We start from the raw sequence: 14,728 nt of genomic DNA, 5'->3' as shown, positions 1-14,728 counted from the left end.
CGCGCGCTCGCGGACCTCAGGGGAAAACTTCGTAGACTTGTTCATGGCTCCATTCTCTCAAGAGTTGGAGCCTCCTCAGAACCCGGGGCGATTCAGGAAGCAGATGCGCCATCGTTGCTTCGATGACGCTGCAGCCCGTCTGTATTGCTGTCATGGGTTACTGAGCCGGCTGCTCGGCGGCCGGTGCCGGCGCAGGTTCCAGGGAGGCAGTCTCGGCATTCAGCTGCTCGATCAGTGCCTGGATATCGGCGTTCGCCTGGACCACGTTCGGGTCATCGCCCTGGGCGGCGGCCAGCTTGGCAGAAATGGCCTGCAGTTCGTTGGCGACAGCGGTCTTCAGCGCCGCGACGTTGGCGACGAGATCTTCGGATGCGGACATGGTGACTTGCTCCAGATGGGCGAGTTGGTCCAGCACCGGCCTGTGAAACCAGCGGAGGAACCAGTTCATGGAAATTCCAGATGGAGCGCCCCGCCAGATTCGAACTGGCATCTTCGACCTTGGAAGGGTCGTGCCTTGCCGTTAGACCAGGGGCGCGGAAACGAAAAAGCCCAGCCTCTTGGCCGGGCTTTCTTCAGTGGTGGCTCTACCAGCCAGGATGTTGCCGAACCTTCTTTCGTAGGCCACGGCTAGCCTCAGCGGCAGCAAAAATATGCGCTGGATTAACTTCCATGATCTTAGGCGACCTGACATGCAGGCGGATCGTGGCAGCAATCTCCTTGAAAAACTTTGAGCGCTGCTCTTTGTCACCCCAGAAAATGCGTATCCACTCCCCCTGCGACTGCATTCCAGCATATTGCTGCAAAAGTGCCTGCTCTAAAGAGCGTGCCGACTTCTGATTGGGGGCCTGAACAAGAGTCAAGCGAACCAATGGAATAGGACATCCAGTTTTTATGGTTGCTGCGCGCTCTAGCGGATTCTTGCTCTGACCAAATTTGACATACCCAACTTGGCCGGATGCTTCAGGGTCATGAACAATAAAGAGATAGACATAGGATTTGCATGCCAGCATGCCTGTGTTATCAAACATGCCAGCGCTAGTCACGATGCCCATAGTAGGAATTTAATCGCTTTCTTGATGGGTCTAACACCCACCAATTGCGGCGATGAACTGGCGGTGCGCGCGAAGTAGGCTCTGACTGCACAGCTCTGCGGTCCATTCGTATACGCGTTGCCAGTCGTCGTGGAAGCTCTTCCACTCGATGCCGCATGCTTCCGCCCTCGCACGGCTGCTAACCGCCTGGTGGCCGCTGCCCAAGCAGGACGGGCAGACCTTCACCGGAGCATCGGAGGCGAAAACGATCGTGCGCCCATGGCAGTTCTGGCAGATGCCGGCACCCTTCATTTCCCTGAGCACGGCACGAGTGACCTTTTGGTAGCCAGGCGCGGCAAAGGGAATCTCAGTCTTGACGTGCACCATCCGCGGCCACCGGTTGGCATGGGCTGAGGCATAGATGCCGCGAGCCTTGTCGCCCCGCTCGGCTACCGCCAAGACCGCGGTCAGCATGGCATCCTCACGACGCTGCCATTCCTGCCGCTGGGCGTCGGCCATCACTTCGAAGAGATGATCCTCCGTGAGTTTGGCGCCATCCGGCCACCACACCTGGCAGAGCATCTCGCGTCCAATGCCATCCTCGACCATGCCAAGGGCGGCAGCAATGTCCTGGGGGGTGAGCTCGGGAATGCCGCCCGAGTCCACGTCGAAGCGGACATTCTTCGGGTTCAGTCGAGCCATCAACTTGCCTACGTGCATCTCACTTCTCCCCGTTGTTCTGTGCCAAAGCCATGCGTAGCTTCTTTTTGCGGCGACGCAGCTCGCTTTCGATCCGATCGGCCATGCCTTGGGCGAAGGAGGCCAGCTTCCACATCTTCTTGGACTCGTGGCGCAGCTCGTCGTCGGACATGGTCCGGATGACGATGCGGGCGGCCTGTTTCTCTTGCGGGGTCATGCCGCGCTCCGCCAGTTCTGCACCAGCGCGGTGGCCTCATCGACGCCGGTGACGGTCCAGATCTTCCCGCCGCGCCAGTCGCGAGCGAATGCGGTCTGGTTGGCGTTGAGGCCGCGCCGGCCGTAGGCGGTTTCGGGGTTTTTGACCTCCACGAGCTGGGTGATTCGACCGTTCGGGCATGACAACCCGATGGCCAAGTCCGGCATTCCCGGAATCCCCGTCGCATGCATCTCGATCACGCTGCATCCGAGCGCCTGAAAGCGGGCCACGATGGCGTCATGGTTGGCGTCCTTCTTGGAGTGGCGGGTCATGCCGCACCTATCGCCAACAGGCGCATCGTGTCGGCAAGCAACGACAACTCATCGGCCTTGATGATCTTGAGCATGGAGCGATCACCGTGGATGCCTTTGGGTCCTGTGTGACATGACGGGCAAAGCGGAATCACTAGCCAGTTGCTGGCCCTCTGCCCCATGCCCATGGTTTCGCGGATGTGGTGCACCTGGACGCCATAGCAGCCACAGCATGCGCATGGCAGCCTGGCAACGCGGTCCATGTGGCGTTTCTCGGCTGCAGTGCTCAAAGCCTTTCCTCGACGAGCCGTGCATATCCCTGTATGTCATGCCAGTTATCCGCATAGTTTGGGTCACCGTTCAGGATGCGAGCGATCTTGTCTGCAATGACAGTAAGCGCCTGCTTCTGGTGAGGAGACAACCGATTCCATCCTTCGGGAGGGCGCATTACATCCTGAAGGTCCTGCGCAATCAGTGCGTGGTCGCGGAAGTCTCCATAGCGATTGCCACGCTCATTCAAGGTCTCATTCAAATTGCTCACGCTGCCATCCTCCCCTCGCGCCAGAACGGATCCGGGTCCGGAACATCAATCCCTGCCTCGGCGCCGACCATCTGCACAATGGTGTAGAACTCGGCGAATGCGGCGGTGGATATGACGTCCCGCTCGCCTCGCTCGTTCGTCGTCGTGGTCCGGTACGGACGGGTGACCACCTGCCCCATGACCTCGCGTTCGACGGTCCCGAAGTACCGTTTGCAGAACGCCTCGTGTAGTTCGTCCTTCGTGAACCCCGTGGCCCGATTCAGGGCCTCATAGGCCACGCCGAAAAGTGCGTGGTTCTGCGGGTCGCTCCGCTGCTTGCGGGCCTCCTTGATCTCCACGCTCCAGGACTTTCCCGGCGGCAGGCGATCGACAAAGGCGTGAATGTTGGCAAGCACCTGCGGGCGCTCGCGCCCATTGGCGTTCAGGACGTAGGTCTGACTCACTCGGCCTCCTCCGCTTCCTCGCGCAGCGTGTCGATGGCGTGCTGCGGCACGACGTAACCCAAGCCGCGCAGGTATTCGAGCCGGTCCGCGCATTCGCCTGGACTCGACTCGTTGAACGATTCGCCGGCGTGGGGAAGATCGATGTCTACCCTGTCGGCGACATCCACCATCGCGCTGACTTTACGCATACGCGCCACGCAAGCCTCGGCGTTCTCCGCGCTCCACGGGAGTGGGTCGGGCAGTGGCTCCTTGAATACGACGCGGTTGGCGGCGACATGGATCTCCCAGCCACCAAGGCACGACTCGTACACGTACACATCGCACAAGAAGTCGTTACTGCTGAATCGGCAATAGCTCACGCCAACCTCCAAACCGGAACCTTGTTGCGTGGAATGGACTTGCGCAGCATCCCTTGGGCGGCCATGGACCGCAGCGCGGGCAGCACCGAGTGATGCTCCGTGTTGATCTTCAGGGCAAGCGCAGCCGAAGTACTCGGGCCTTCACCAAGCGCATCGACGATCTTGCGGCGCAAGTAGGTGTTGGGGATGGTCATCGCCAGCCTCCCACCGACCGCCACATGCAGTACATGAAGGCGACGAAGATGCCAGCGCCGATGAGGCAGAAGAGGATGTTGCCGGCACGGTACGGGCCGACGAAGTACCGGTTGTCGTATCGGCGCACTACTTTGTCCTCGCAACGTGCGCAGCGAAATTCGTAGTACATCACCTCGTCCTCAGTAAGGCGGCAATGGCAGTGGTGGCAGCGGGTCATGCGGCTTTCCTCGTTAGCTCCACGGACTTCACGTTCCGATAGGAATCGAGGTAGCGATAGGCAGATGCCTTCGATACACCAAAGGCCGACATCACCTCTCGGAAGTTCGGCCAATGTCCTAATCCATCAGCCCAAAGAAGGAAGCGCATGCCGAACTCGAGGTTCGTCCCATATCCAGGTTTGAGTCCACGCTTCATGCCGCATCTCCCTTCGACTTATCGAATGGAATCACTGGACCATGTAGATCACGCATCTCCTGACGGCAGTCATCGCACACCGGCTGTTCACGCGTTCCTTTCTCACAACACCGCGGGAAGTCCACAGATGCCAACGGAGGAGTCTTCTTGGGCTTCGTAGCGGTGAAGTCGACATGAAACAGCTTGCCAATCTTCTCGAGTTCACCCTTGGCGACCTTCTCGGCCTCGTCGCTGGTGAGACGCCGGCTGACGTCAACCACTTCGGGTAACCTTGCAGGTGGCAAGGCATCGATCAGGTCACGTGGGACGGGCCACGTACGCTGCCGGCCAGCAAGCGTGATGAACGCCGCACGGAAGCGCCACGCGTCACGCTGCTTGTCGAACTGGCGACCATGCGTGATGGTCTCCAGCCAGGTCGCCACTGTGCCCGGGATGACTTCAGCCGCCGGCTGACGCTCCAAGCCGAGCGTGAGGAGCTTCTGAAAGCCGGTCAGCAGTTCGTGTTTGATCCAGTCCATCTTTCATGCCCTGTAGTGCGAGGATTGCGCCCATGGTCTTGCTCTGCGTTTGGCCAGGGCCGGCGCGGGCCGATGGGATGACAACCGGAGCCGCTTCCTTGGCGTGATTCGTCCGTGCTGCCTTCACGGCGTACTTGAACAGGCCAGCGCCTGAGACTTCGTCCTTGTGGGCGTTCACCGCGTCGGCGAACTCCTTGGGCGTCACGCCCTCATCCAGCGCAGCCAGGAAATCCGGATTGCTTTGGTTGATCGAGACGCAGCCGGCTTCACGCATCGCCTTGGCACATTCGCCAGCGCGGGTCGCGTGCGTTTCTCTCTCTCCCTGGATGGGGGATGAGGGATGGGGGAAAGAGGAATCAGCCGGGCTCGTTCCATGCTCAGCATCGCCTTGGCACTGCCTTGGTTGTGCCCGTGCACTGCCTAGGTTGTGCTCCGTACCGTTTGGGGCAGGAATGACGCTCTCCGCCTCTCGGACATGAGGGTTCTGGTGCTTCGCAAAGTTGACTATGGCGATATAGCGCTCGGCACCAACGTAATAGCGCTCGATGAAGCCGCGATCACTCAGCTGGCCCAGTAGACGCTCGATGTCGCAGTCGTCATAGGGGAGAATTTCCGCCTTGAGACGGCGCGGGCGATCTTCTAGGCGCCCTTCCCTGTCGGCCTCGCACCACAGCCCTTCGAACAGCAGGCGCGCGAGCGGGTCGCACTCGGCCAGCGTCTCGTTCTTGAAGAAGCCAGGCTTGAGGTTGCGGGATCGGCTCACGTCGCGTCGCCCCGCTTTGACTTCACATATGCCAGTGCCGCATGGAAGATGCCGTATGCATCGGCCCTACTCACAACCTCCATATCGAGAAGGTCATAGATGTTGCTTGAATAGTTTGCGAACATACGCTCGGCCAGAATTCCTGCGTAGTAAGCAAAGTGATCCGGATCCGCGCTCGGCAGTTCTTGGCCCGCGTATCCAGCAATTAGGGACGCGACGGTTGACCGTGACCGTGGGCTGTCCATGGGAAGAAACGAGCAGACGACACTGAGCTCATCATCCGATGCATGATGTTCCGCGTGACATGCCTCACAAAGAACTGCCAACTGCTCGACCTCGTACTCCCACGGCTCACGGCCCTTGAAGTACTGCTTGTGATGGACGTGCAGCGTGGATTCGCTGTCATAGCAGACCTGGCACGCAAACTCCGCGCTCTGTAGCGCCTCCAGTCTCTTCTTCTGCCAGCGCGGATCCTTCAATTTTTCCCAGTAAGTCTTAGCCATGTGCATCCCCGTAATGCCCGATGAGGACACAACGGCAGAGCGGCTCGGGAGACCGCCTTTTCGCCCCGTCGGACTAGCCGTGTGTTGTTCAAACTGTAGTGTCACGCAGCCACCTTCATCCCCGGATCAACAGGCCACCACGTCAGTGCCAGCTTGCCGGTGACCGAACAGGGCCTCTGTTGTCCCTTGGCGATGGCGCCGGCCGTGACTGCCTCAGGCAAGCGGCGTGCGAGCACAAACCTGCAGATGCCGGTCTTGTCCGACAGCTCTTGGCTGGTCTTTCCAGGGAAAGCGCGCACCGCGGCAATGGTCTGCGCGATCTGCTGACCGCGGCGACCACTAGCAGTCAGCTCGGCGGCAGCGCGATGGCTCGACTCCGGATCGGAGCTGCGTGCGATGGGCGTATCGACCAAGCGCAGCGATTGATCGCGATCCCAGAACGTTTCCTGGCGGATGGTGGTCATGCTGCCTCCGACTGTTCCGGCTCCAGGCCATTGCGCTGACGCCATGTCCGCGTATTGACCCGAATGAGGGCCGCCATGTCTTCGTCCACGATGAATTCCAGCGCGTCGTTGCGCTGCTGGTGTTCGTCCTGGATACGGAAGTCGATGACGGTGTGCATTGGTGTTCTCGTGCTCGTGGTGAGCAGATCGTCGAATGTGGGAAGTGCGTTGCGTGTTCGAAACGAGTGCGTTTGAGGGCCCCGTTTTGCGGCCCGGTTACTTGGGCCTCTTGAGTCCCTTCATGGGAACCACTACCCCGGCCGTGCTCGGAAGCACGTACCGGGTCTCTACTGCTTGCGACACGGCCATAGCCGCGTATTCATCTACCGTCACCCCTGCTTCTCGTGCTGCCGCTTCCAGCTCTCTTCGCTGGTCATCGGTCAACGCCACGGTGATGTCAGGCATAGCCCCTCCTCAGGGTCGGAAGGGCCACTTCAGGCGGCGTCGGCAATCTCGTTACGCTGTTCCAGCAATGCGATGCCCTGCATGAGCAGTTCACGCGCAAACACGGCAGGCTGACGCTTGTTCAGTCGTGCCATCGCTTCGATCACGGCGTACTCGTCGTCATTCAGACGGACCTTGATCGGGTTATCACGGATGTGTCGCGGGTCGGCGTACATCGTTCATTCCTTGGAGAGTCACTTGGCAGTGGGTATGAGTGGAGCGGTGTTACTGGATGGCGGATTCCTCCCGCTGGTAGGCTGGCTGTGCGAGCAGACCAACCACCAACAGGAGGGAATCCATGAACGTGTCGTTATTCGGGTCCATAGGCGCAACGCTCAAGACCGCGCAAGATGCGATCAATGTCGCTCTCGAGAGTCGAGATCTCATCAAGAACGCCGCAGTCGTCCAGCAATTGAGTGCGGCACAACATGGCGTCCTCTCGCTTACTGCGCAGCTCTTCGAGCTTCAAAACAAGTACCTCGAAACCGCACAGGAGTTGGCCGATCTCAAAAAGTCGCTTGTTCAGCGCAACAGCTATGCGCTTTTCGAGATATCCAAGGGCATCTTCGTGTACAGACTGAAGGTCGCGGGAGACACTGCAGGGACCGAAGATCCAGGCTCGGCGGAGCCGGAGCACTACATCTGTCAGCCCTGCATGGACACCAAGGGCGTTCGAGCGGTCTTGTTGCGCTCTGCGAATGCCTTTGGCTTCTACAGCCTCAACTGCCCCATCTGCGATCGGAAGTTCGCCACCGACGAGAAGACCCCGCGGATCAATCTCCCGCCCGCACCCCACGATCCCTTTGGTCGACTGAGGTGACATCACGCCGCCCTTTTCTTGCTGGGCTCGCCGAAGACGTCGGGGCGGAGGTCGTAGCGGGTCACCTGACCGGCCGTGGCCTTCTCGATCAGAAGGCAATGCCTGGCAGATACAGGGCGACGTCCGGCGCACCATTGCCATATCAGAGGCTGCGTCTTACTAACGGCCCTAGCCAAGGCAGCCTTGCTGCCAAGAATTTTGACTGCGCGCTGGATCTGTTCGACCTGGTGGCTCTGTTTTGTGTCCATGGCAAAAGACTAGCTGCGCTAGCGCTAGCAGTCAATAGCCATGCTTGCCAAGGCTATTGTTAGCATTGCTTTATATGGACAAGTACGCTCAACACTTCGCTGAAAGGCTTCTGGCGTCGAGAGTAAAGGCCGCCGAGATCGGCCGTGCGCTCGAAATCAACGCGGCCAATGTCTATCACTGGAAGACTGGCCTGCGCCCGATCCCAGCGGACAAGGCCGCAGTGGTCGCTGAACTCGTAGGAACATCCCCTGAGTTAATCAGTGAAGACTTCGCCAATATTGCTGCCTCATCCACCAGTCCTACTGGTCAACGACGCGTCGTGATCCCTGCCTATGAGATTGAGGCCGTGGAGGATGACGAGGGCTTTGACCCAGAAACGGAGGTTTGGGTGGATGGGTTCGACGTTGAGGTCAGCGGGGGTAATGGACACCCTATTCCTGAATACGTGCCGACGAAGTACCGACAGCGCTATACCCTTAAATGGCTGCAGAAGACTGGTGCCAAGGCCAAAGACCTGATGATCATGCGCGTCCGCGGCGAAAGCATGGAGCGGACGGTATTCGATGGCGACAAGGTCGTGGTCGATCGCAGCAACACCAAGATCGTATCCAATCATGTCTACGTCATCATTTCTGGTGGTGAGGCCCGCGTGAAGCGCCTATTCCGCGCTGCTGATGGACGTATTCGCATCGTGTCGGACAACCAGGACAAGGTCACCTATCCCGATGAGTTTATCGACCACAACTCATCAGACTTCCTGGTCATCGGACGCGTGATTGATAAGAGCGGGCCTGGAGGGCTCTAAGAAAAAGCCCCGCATAAGCGGGGCTTTTCTTAGGGCTGTCCACAAGGCCTAAAAATGGCGAGCGGCGTTATTCCGTAGGAGTCGAACGGCCTACCCAAGAGCGTGCGCATGCCATTGATAACTGAACTCATGTCGGAAAGAAGATTTCCAGTGGTCTCTTCGCTGGCAGGCTCACTGTCTGGTAGCGCATCGAGAATTCCGATGACTTGCCATGTGCCCTGAATACGCGTGCCGTGCTTGAGGCCAATAAAGTGAGAGTTGAATGTCGGGTCAGCACCGTTGAGCATTCCCCAGTAACCTGCATCTGCCGTGCGAACAAAGATTTGCGTTGTCGGTGGAAGTTCCTTAAGAACGTTTCCCGCAACGCTTACTTCGTGCTTGACCGTGCCCTTCTTATGGGAGGGCGCCTTATCCACTAGGTTCTTTGTGAAGGTGTCCCACAATCGCTTGATAAGGTCGATATCCCGTATCTCAACGATACCTTCGAGTTGGACGATATGACCAAGCGTCAGGTCTGCCGCTTCCTTTTTGATTCGCCCAGCCGACTGAAGAATGCTTAGCGCGTTTAGCGGCAGTGAGTAGCTGGCGTCGAACTGGCGCTCAGCACTTTCCGTTGCTGCATCAGAGATAGTTCCGCCAACCGTGGCCACGGAGGGTATACCTCCCTTGAGCTCGCCCTGGTTAGACATGCTAGAGCCGACGATGCGCTTGGATTGAACGATGACTCCATCGTCATCCAATTGCGCTACAAACAACGCCAATCGTTGTCGATCGACGTACAAGAAATCAAAGATGGAATCGTCCTGTTCCTTGGCGTGAGCCACGTTTCATCTCCCCTCGGATGCGCTCAATTTCTTCGTTCTGCTTTTTCTCGTGCTGAACGAGGCTGTCCGCAAAACGGCCAACTGCTCGAAGCAACGAAGCTTCGGCCGCAGGAAGCGACTTCGAGACGACCTCGGTGATCTCCTCGATCTCTCCGCGCATCTTTTTTAGCCTCTCGTTCATGGCACTAGGATCGCACAAGGTGAGAAGAAAATAATCAATGCACCTTACATTTCACTCATCTGGCGTTATCGGCAGGTCCAAGAATAGCTTTAGGAACTGCGACGGCCCTGTGAAATATAAACGCAAACTGAATGTATCGCTAGCCACGCTACCACTGCTATTGTACTGGATAGCTAGCGTTGCTAGTCTTTCTCCATCGGGCCACTTCAGGCCCTGTGGAGTGAGCGATGAACGCCCTTCCCTGCTACGCCGAACGAGCCGCCCGCGAGTACCAGCGGGTGCAGGACCAGGCAGAAAACCGCGCCGCCGCCGAGCTTGATGCTCTGGAGGAGATGCGTGGAAACCGCACCGAGGTCTCGGAATATATCCAGGCTCCGCGCACCGCGGAGAACCTTGATGCACTGGTCGCCCTGTTTCTCGGTCATGGTCTTCCGCTGCGTGACAAGACCCGTAGCGATGACGCCCTGCGTGATCGCTACGAACACCTTCATGAGTCGATGACGGCTGAGTTCGACGCTTGGGCTCGCAAGTCTGGCCGCTTGGCTCGCTGGATGGAGGTGGTCTTGTGAATACACAGACTGCCCTGTTTACCTACGACGCGGCCAAGCTTGGCGCCGTAACTGCTGGCATCAACGCTCTGTATGGCGGCCTTGGCGCTTCCATCGCACTGATCTTCCGCTCGGAAGAACCATGTGGCTTGAGCGCTTCCTTCCATGGATCGACGGATGAGATCCGTCACTTCGCAGCGGAATTGATCCGTCATGCGGACGCCGCAGACGCCGCCATCACCAAAGCCACCGGAGAACGGGCATGAGCGCTCTTCAAGATTACGCCAAGGCCATGGTGCGAAGCGACATCAACCGGTGCATCGACATCGAGATTGAGCATCAACTCTACGGATATCCGCCGGAGTTGGTCTCCGTTGGCCTAGAGGCCATCCAGAATGGTCTGGATGCGGAAGAAGCGATTGCTACGTACACGAATCGTGGGGCCGAATCATGAGCTACATCTACCCTTCTGATCTATTTGACGTCCGCGTAAAGGTCCGCAAGTACGGACGTGACGCCAATGCCTCCCGCGAGCTGATCGCCAGCGCCGAGCGAATCGCCGTGCAGACGATGTGCAAGGGGATTTCGCAGAACCAGGCGCTGACCAATGCGCGGGCGCATCTGTGGAGCCATACGTCGCATGGTGGGAGGGCGGCATGAGCAATCCGTACACCAACGAGAATGGCGGTCCAGCATTCCCCATCAGCATCCCCGGTTGCGGTGATAACGGTGCCGGTGGAATGACCCTTCGGGATTACTTTGCGGCGAAGGCGCTGCAGGGAATCTGCGCCCACAACGATACGTGGGGCATCGCCAAGGACGAGCAAATCGCAGCCGTTGCCTATGCGCTTGCCGACGCCTTGCTCAAGGCGCGCGAATCATGAGCTGCCACCACCTCTCCGAACTCTCCGAATCGCAGATCGACGCGATGCGAAGCGAGTTGCTGAAGCGTCAGCGCTTGTTCCTCACCGAATTCGATCTGAACCAGTTGCCTGCCACCACGCCGGACCTGCACCCGGTTAACGCAACCCCTGGCGCCGTGGTGGCAGGCGCCTCTTACATGGAGAAGAACAAGTGACTACGAAGAAGGCCAAGAAGACCGAAGTAAAAGCGAAGGATCAGCCTGTGGTCACGACCTACAAGGGGTTCGACTCGAACCTTGCCTGCCGCGGTTTCCAGTATGAGGTGGGAAAGGAATACAAGCATGATGGCCCGGTCAAGGCTTGCAACAGCGGGTTTCACGCCTGTGAGTATCCGCTGCATGTTCTGCGCTATTACCGAGGCAATTCTCGGTTCGCCATCGTTGAACAGAGCGGCGAGCTTTCACGTCACGACGATGATTCGAAGATCGCCAGTTCCAAGATTAAGGTCAAGGCAGAGATCAATCTCGCCGGACTTATCAAGGCGGCCATCGAGTACACGACGAGTCGGGCCAAGGTGGTTCCTGGATGCACCACCGACGAGAAGAATGGATCGGTTGCGGCATCGGGCAACTACGGCGCTGCCACGGCATCGGGCGACTCCGGCGCTGCCACGGCATCGGGCGACTACGGCGCTGCCACGGCATCGGGCAACTACGGCGCTGCCACGGCATCGGGCGACTCCGGCGCTGCCATGGCATCGGGCTACTCCGGCGCTGCCACGGCATCGGGCAACTCCGGCGCTGCCACGGCATCGGGCTACTCCGGCGCTGCCATGGCATCGGGCTACTCCGGCGCTGCCACGGCATCGGGCGACTACGGCGCTGCCACGGCATCGGGCGACTCCGGCGCTGCCATGGCATCGGGCTACTCCGGCGCTGCCATGGCATCGGGCTACTACGGCGCTGCCACGGCATCGGGCCGAAACGGAAAGGCTCGCGGCAAGGAAGGTTGTGCTCTGTTCCTGGTCGAACGTGATTACGAGTACGCCATCGTTGCAGTGTGGGCTGGCATCGCTGGGCGTGATGGCATCAAACCTGACACCTGGTACACGCTGAAGAACGGTGTGCCGAAGGAGGTTGCATGAATGCCCCACTCGTCACCCCGGCAACGATCCGTGGCCGAGCTGCGCTGGACGAAGTGCGTGCCCTGTTCGATCAGCTGTATCTGATCGACTCGGATATTGCGCATCTGGACGACAACCTTGTGCCGGATGACGGTGTGACCGAGTACCGACTCACTGAGTCGGAGGTCCGTCACATCCTCCAGAACCGCCGCGACGCCGTGCTGAACAAGCTCGAAAACAAGGGCATCCGCATCGCGCCCGATCCGCAGCCCATCGAACAGGCTGCCTGATTTCACCGGCGGCAGGCGCTTGCTGGGCAGCAAGGGCGAATTGAACAGGCCGGCCTGCCGCCACCTAACACCCCAGAGCGTCGTCGTTGGCAATTTGGGTTATCGCGGTACGAAGCAACTGAAAGGCAGTTCGGACGCCGGTTCGATTCCGGCCAGCTCCACCACCTACGGGGCTGAATTGGTTTCGACGGACTGAAGATCGGAAGTGGACCGCGCGAGAGGCGACCGACGTAATCGGCGCAAAACCTATAGACGCGAATGACAACGTCTACGACCAGGCCATCGCAGCCTGATCCGAAGTTCCGGAGCCCTTCGTCACCGAATGCTCCTGACAGCCGGGAAAGACCGGCACCTCATTCCAACACCCAGCGCACGGGTTAGTGCGCGGAGATTCTGATGAACGCAGTAGTCAAGGTTGACCAGTTGCCCCAGGCGCAGCCGGATACAACGACGCTTCTCGCCGTTATCTCGCGCGCCGCCGCTGATCCGAACACGGACGTGGACAAGATGGAACGCCTGATGGCGATGTATGAGCGCATTGAAGCGAAGAAGGCTGAGGCCGAGTTCTCTGCCGACATGGCGCAGATGCAGGCGGAACTTCCCAGTGTTACCGAGCGTGGAGATGCCAATGGGCGCTACCGCTTTGCGTTGTGGGAGGACATCAATGCCGCGATCAAGCCGATCCTGACGAAATACGGGTTCGCCCTGTCATTTCGCACTGACTTCTCCAATGGGATCGGCGTCACTGGCGTGCTGTCTCATCGCAGCGGCCACAAGGTGGACACGCAGATCATTCTTCCGGCGGACAAGTCGGGCAACAAGCCGGATGTCCAGGCTGTCGCCTCCAGCGTAAGCTATGGCAAGCGATACACCGCAAGTGCCCTTCTCAATCTGACCAGCCACGGCGAGGACGATGACGCGTTTCGAGCTAGCGCGCCTTTCGACAATAGCCAGGAATGGATCGAAAAGGCCAACAACTGCCAGTCGGCCGAAGAGCTTCAAGATCTCTGGAAGTCAGGCGGACAAGCTTTGCGTGAAGCTGGCAACAATGCCGGGTATGCGCGACTGAAGTCGGCTGTTACTGCGCGTCTTGACTACATCCGCAGCGCTCCCACTCAGGTAGATGAGGAGCAACAGGCATGAGGATCATTCAGTGCGTGCAGGGTTCAGCTGAGTGGAAACAGGCCCGTAGCGGATGTATCACGGCCAGCATGTTCGCCACGGCGCGCAGCCGCGTAGGTTGTCTCACGGATCAACAGCAAGCGTTCGTCGATGCGGTGAACGGCGGAGTCCATGAAAAGGACGCAGCCAAGCAGGCTGGCTATAAGTCTGTGCCGCGTTCGTCGATCATCACGCGTGCCCTTGCCGGCCTGCCCTGTGGTGAATGGTCTGAGGCCTCCAAGGACTACGCCTTCCGTCTGGCAGTCGAACGCATCAGCGGCGAGCCTCTGGATGAAGGCTTCGAGACATGGGCCATGCGCCGCGGCCACGAGCTGGAAGCCGACGCTCGCATGGAACACGAGATGCAGACGGGGCACATCGTCCAGGAGGCCGGCTTCATCACGACTGATGACGGCTTCTTCGGTGCCAGTGCTGACGGCCTGATCGGTGAGGACGGTGGAGCTGAATACAAATGCTTTGTCGATCCCTCGCGCCTGCGCCAGTTCCACATCGACAACGACGCCAGTGACATCTTCGACCAGGCGCAAGGCTGCATGTGGCTCACCGGTCGCAAGTGGTGGCATATCGGCCTGTACTGCCCTGCCCTGAAGCCTGCCGGAAAACAGCTCTGGCTTCGCGAGTTCGCCCGCGATGACAACTACATCAACGCGCTGGAGCAGGATCTTTGGGAGTTCAAGCTCCTGGTGGACGAGTACGAGGGCGCGCTGATGACGAGGAAAGCCGCATGAAGCGCACACCAGACATGTTCGACGCCACCGTCTACGACAACACCTCGACCGATCAGCGCGAGGTGTGGATCAACGGGAAGTGCACCAGATACTGCCGCCGCAATGCCATCTCTCCCCATGCTGTTTGGGCTGAGATGCGGCCGTCATGGGGCTCGTTCCCTGATCTTCCTACAAACACGCGCGAAGCTGCCTAAG

Annotated in this window: 33 protein-coding genes and 1 tRNA gene; 13 read left to right on the top strand and 21 right to left on the bottom strand. The window is 59.2% G+C overall.

Annotated elements, in window-relative coordinates:
* Positions 1 to 157: 157 nt before the first annotated feature.
* The 19 genes from BDW41_RS23430 to BDW41_RS19545 form a co-directional block, all read right to left on the bottom strand.
* Positions 158 to 448 carry a hypothetical protein gene (locus BDW41_RS23430; protein ID WP_074551107.1) on the bottom strand — a complete coding sequence of 97 codons (291 nt, stop codon included), beginning with the start codon at positions 446 to 448 and terminating at the stop codon, positions 158 to 160.
* Between the two features lie 12 nt (positions 449 to 460).
* A tRNA-Gly gene (locus BDW41_RS19615) sits at positions 461 to 535 on the bottom strand.
* A gap of 49 nt (positions 536 to 584) precedes the next feature.
* A complete protein-coding gene (locus tag BDW41_RS23230) occupies positions 585 to 1,052 on the bottom strand; it encodes a GIY-YIG nuclease family protein (protein WP_146217388.1) in 468 nt (155 codons plus the stop codon).
* A 30-nt stretch (positions 1,053 to 1,082) separates the two neighbouring features.
* Positions 1,083 to 1,733, bottom strand: coding sequence for a hypothetical protein (locus tag BDW41_RS19610; protein ID WP_146217387.1), 651 nt, complete (start codon positions 1,731 to 1,733; stop codon positions 1,083 to 1,085).
* A gap of 19 nt (positions 1,734 to 1,752) precedes the next feature.
* Positions 1,753 to 1,947, bottom strand: coding sequence for a hypothetical protein (locus BDW41_RS19605; protein ID WP_074551111.1), 195 nt, complete (start codon positions 1,945 to 1,947; stop codon positions 1,753 to 1,755).
* Positions 1,944 to 2,258 carry a hypothetical protein gene (locus BDW41_RS19600; protein ID WP_074551112.1) on the bottom strand — a complete coding sequence of 105 codons (315 nt, stop codon included), beginning with the start codon at positions 2,256 to 2,258 and terminating at the stop codon, positions 1,944 to 1,946. The genes BDW41_RS19605 and BDW41_RS19600 overlap by 4 nt, the downstream gene beginning before the upstream one ends.
* Positions 2,255 to 2,527, bottom strand: coding sequence for a Ref family recombination enhancement nuclease (locus BDW41_RS19595; RefSeq protein WP_255412984.1), 273 nt, complete (start codon positions 2,525 to 2,527; stop codon positions 2,255 to 2,257). The genes BDW41_RS19600 and BDW41_RS19595 overlap by 4 nt, the downstream gene beginning before the upstream one ends.
* The gene (locus BDW41_RS19590; protein ID WP_074551116.1) at positions 2,524 to 2,778 is read right to left on the bottom strand and encodes a DUF6378 domain-containing protein; all 255 of its coding nucleotides are present in this window, start codon (positions 2,776 to 2,778) and stop codon (positions 2,524 to 2,526) included. Before BDW41_RS19590 ends, BDW41_RS19595 begins: the two co-directional genes overlap by 4 nt.
* Complete coding sequence (locus BDW41_RS19585; RefSeq protein ID WP_074551117.1) at positions 2,775 to 3,221, bottom strand: hypothetical protein; 447 nt, start codon at positions 3,219 to 3,221, stop codon at positions 2,775 to 2,777. Before BDW41_RS19585 ends, BDW41_RS19590 begins: the two co-directional genes overlap by 4 nt.
* A complete protein-coding gene (locus BDW41_RS19580) occupies positions 3,218 to 3,580 on the bottom strand; it encodes a hypothetical protein (RefSeq protein ID WP_074551120.1) in 363 nt (120 codons plus the stop codon). Before BDW41_RS19580 ends, BDW41_RS19585 begins: the two co-directional genes overlap by 4 nt.
* Positions 3,577 to 3,774, bottom strand: a complete 198-nt coding sequence (locus BDW41_RS19575; RefSeq protein ID WP_074551121.1) for a hypothetical protein — start codon at positions 3,772 to 3,774, stop codon at positions 3,577 to 3,579. Before BDW41_RS19575 ends, BDW41_RS19580 begins: the two co-directional genes overlap by 4 nt.
* Positions 3,771 to 3,992 carry a hypothetical protein gene (locus tag BDW41_RS19570; RefSeq protein ID WP_074551123.1) on the bottom strand — a complete coding sequence of 74 codons (222 nt, stop codon included), beginning with the start codon at positions 3,990 to 3,992 and terminating at the stop codon, positions 3,771 to 3,773. The genes BDW41_RS19575 and BDW41_RS19570 overlap by 4 nt, the downstream gene beginning before the upstream one ends.
* Complete coding sequence (locus BDW41_RS23225; RefSeq protein WP_146217386.1) at positions 3,989 to 4,189, bottom strand: hypothetical protein; 201 nt, start codon at positions 4,187 to 4,189, stop codon at positions 3,989 to 3,991. Before BDW41_RS23225 ends, BDW41_RS19570 begins: the two co-directional genes overlap by 4 nt.
* Positions 4,186 to 4,707, bottom strand: a complete 522-nt coding sequence (locus BDW41_RS19565) for a hypothetical protein (RefSeq protein ID WP_074551125.1) — start codon at positions 4,705 to 4,707, stop codon at positions 4,186 to 4,188. The genes BDW41_RS23225 and BDW41_RS19565 overlap by 4 nt, the downstream gene beginning before the upstream one ends.
* On the bottom strand, positions 4,628 to 5,470 hold the full coding sequence (locus BDW41_RS23220) for a hypothetical protein (RefSeq protein ID WP_146217385.1): 843 nt from the start codon (positions 5,468 to 5,470) through the stop codon (positions 4,628 to 4,630). Before BDW41_RS23220 ends, BDW41_RS19565 begins: the two co-directional genes overlap by 80 nt.
* Positions 5,467 to 5,973, bottom strand: coding sequence for an HNH endonuclease signature motif containing protein (locus BDW41_RS19560; protein ID WP_146217384.1), 507 nt, complete (start codon positions 5,971 to 5,973; stop codon positions 5,467 to 5,469). Before BDW41_RS19560 ends, BDW41_RS23220 begins: the two co-directional genes overlap by 4 nt.
* Before the next feature lie 101 nt (positions 5,974 to 6,074).
* On the bottom strand, positions 6,075 to 6,437 hold the full coding sequence (locus BDW41_RS19555; RefSeq protein WP_074551127.1) for a hypothetical protein: 363 nt from the start codon (positions 6,435 to 6,437) through the stop codon (positions 6,075 to 6,077).
* Entirely contained in the window at positions 6,434 to 6,595 is a 162-nt protein-coding gene (locus BDW41_RS23425) for a hypothetical protein (protein WP_158537015.1), read from the bottom strand. The genes BDW41_RS19555 and BDW41_RS23425 overlap by 4 nt, the downstream gene beginning before the upstream one ends.
* A gap of 315 nt (positions 6,596 to 6,910) precedes the next feature.
* Positions 6,911 to 7,096 carry a hypothetical protein gene (locus BDW41_RS19545; RefSeq protein WP_074551130.1) on the bottom strand — a complete coding sequence of 62 codons (186 nt, stop codon included), beginning with the start codon at positions 7,094 to 7,096 and terminating at the stop codon, positions 6,911 to 6,913.
* Between the two features lie 122 nt (positions 7,097 to 7,218).
* Between BDW41_RS19545 and BDW41_RS19540 the strand changes: the two genes are divergently transcribed.
* The gene (locus BDW41_RS19540; protein WP_074551132.1) at positions 7,219 to 7,740 is read left to right on the top strand and encodes a hypothetical protein; all 522 of its coding nucleotides are present in this window, start codon (positions 7,219 to 7,221) and stop codon (positions 7,738 to 7,740) included.
* A 322-nt stretch (positions 7,741 to 8,062) separates the two neighbouring features.
* Positions 8,063 to 8,794, top strand: a complete 732-nt coding sequence (locus BDW41_RS19530) for a S24 family peptidase (protein ID WP_074551135.1) — start codon at positions 8,063 to 8,065, stop codon at positions 8,792 to 8,794.
* 29 nt (positions 8,795 to 8,823) lie between these two features.
* On the opposite strand, the gene BDW41_RS19525 is transcribed toward BDW41_RS19530, so the two are convergent.
* Both BDW41_RS19525 and BDW41_RS23215 read right to left on the bottom strand, forming a co-directional pair.
* The gene (locus tag BDW41_RS19525; RefSeq protein ID WP_074551137.1) at positions 8,824 to 9,618 is read right to left on the bottom strand and encodes a hypothetical protein; all 795 of its coding nucleotides are present in this window, start codon (positions 9,616 to 9,618) and stop codon (positions 8,824 to 8,826) included.
* Positions 9,581 to 9,799, bottom strand: coding sequence for a hypothetical protein (locus BDW41_RS23215; RefSeq protein WP_146217383.1), 219 nt, complete (start codon positions 9,797 to 9,799; stop codon positions 9,581 to 9,583). Before BDW41_RS23215 ends, BDW41_RS19525 begins: the two co-directional genes overlap by 38 nt.
* A 227-nt stretch (positions 9,800 to 10,026) precedes the next feature.
* Here BDW41_RS23215 and BDW41_RS19520 point away from each other — a divergent pair, with 227 nt between their 5' ends.
* From BDW41_RS19520 to BDW41_RS23210, 11 genes are all read left to right on the top strand, one after another.
* Positions 10,027 to 10,368: a hypothetical protein gene (locus tag BDW41_RS19520; protein WP_074551139.1), complete on the top strand. Its 342-nt coding sequence runs from the start codon at positions 10,027 to 10,029 to the stop codon at positions 10,366 to 10,368.
* Entirely contained in the window at positions 10,365 to 10,613 is a 249-nt protein-coding gene (locus BDW41_RS19515) for a hypothetical protein (RefSeq protein WP_074551141.1), read from the top strand. Before BDW41_RS19520 ends, BDW41_RS19515 begins: the two co-directional genes overlap by 4 nt.
* A complete protein-coding gene (locus BDW41_RS19510) occupies positions 10,610 to 10,801 on the top strand; it encodes a hypothetical protein (protein ID WP_074551143.1) in 192 nt (63 codons plus the stop codon). Before BDW41_RS19515 ends, BDW41_RS19510 begins: the two co-directional genes overlap by 4 nt.
* Positions 10,798 to 11,007, top strand: coding sequence for a hypothetical protein (locus tag BDW41_RS19505; RefSeq protein ID WP_074551144.1), 210 nt, complete (start codon positions 10,798 to 10,800; stop codon positions 11,005 to 11,007). Before BDW41_RS19510 ends, BDW41_RS19505 begins: the two co-directional genes overlap by 4 nt.
* Positions 11,004 to 11,231, top strand: a complete 228-nt coding sequence (locus BDW41_RS19500; RefSeq protein WP_074551145.1) for a hypothetical protein — start codon at positions 11,004 to 11,006, stop codon at positions 11,229 to 11,231. Before BDW41_RS19505 ends, BDW41_RS19500 begins: the two co-directional genes overlap by 4 nt.
* Entirely contained in the window at positions 11,228 to 11,425 is a 198-nt protein-coding gene (locus tag BDW41_RS19495) for a hypothetical protein (RefSeq protein WP_074551146.1), read from the top strand. Before BDW41_RS19500 ends, BDW41_RS19495 begins: the two co-directional genes overlap by 4 nt.
* Entirely contained in the window at positions 11,422 to 12,354 is a 933-nt protein-coding gene (locus BDW41_RS19490) for a hypothetical protein (RefSeq protein ID WP_233496938.1), read from the top strand. Before BDW41_RS19495 ends, BDW41_RS19490 begins: the two co-directional genes overlap by 4 nt.
* On the top strand, positions 12,351 to 12,623 hold the full coding sequence (locus BDW41_RS19485) for a hypothetical protein (RefSeq protein ID WP_074551150.1): 273 nt from the start codon (positions 12,351 to 12,353) through the stop codon (positions 12,621 to 12,623). The genes BDW41_RS19490 and BDW41_RS19485 overlap by 4 nt, the downstream gene beginning before the upstream one ends.
* A gap of 396 nt (positions 12,624 to 13,019) precedes the next feature.
* Positions 13,020 to 13,766 (top strand): ERF family protein, encoded by a 747-nt coding sequence (locus BDW41_RS19480; protein ID WP_074551151.1) that lies wholly within the window; start codon positions 13,020 to 13,022, stop codon positions 13,764 to 13,766.
* Positions 13,763 to 14,533 carry a lambda exonuclease family protein gene (locus tag BDW41_RS19475; RefSeq protein WP_074551153.1) on the top strand — a complete coding sequence of 257 codons (771 nt, stop codon included), beginning with the start codon at positions 13,763 to 13,765 and terminating at the stop codon, positions 14,531 to 14,533. Before BDW41_RS19480 ends, BDW41_RS19475 begins: the two co-directional genes overlap by 4 nt.
* Positions 14,530 to 14,727: a hypothetical protein gene (locus BDW41_RS23210; protein ID WP_074551154.1), complete on the top strand. Its 198-nt coding sequence runs from the start codon at positions 14,530 to 14,532 to the stop codon at positions 14,725 to 14,727. Before BDW41_RS19475 ends, BDW41_RS23210 begins: the two co-directional genes overlap by 4 nt.
* The last annotated feature ends 1 nt before the right edge of the window (position 14,728 follow it).

The organism is Dyella sp. AtDHG13 (assembly GCF_003201105.1).
In the GTDB taxonomy this organism is placed as follows: domain Bacteria; phylum Pseudomonadota; class Gammaproteobacteria; order Xanthomonadales; family Rhodanobacteraceae; genus Dyella; species Dyella jiangningensis_B.
This window is presented reverse-complemented; position numbering and strand designations above follow the sequence as displayed.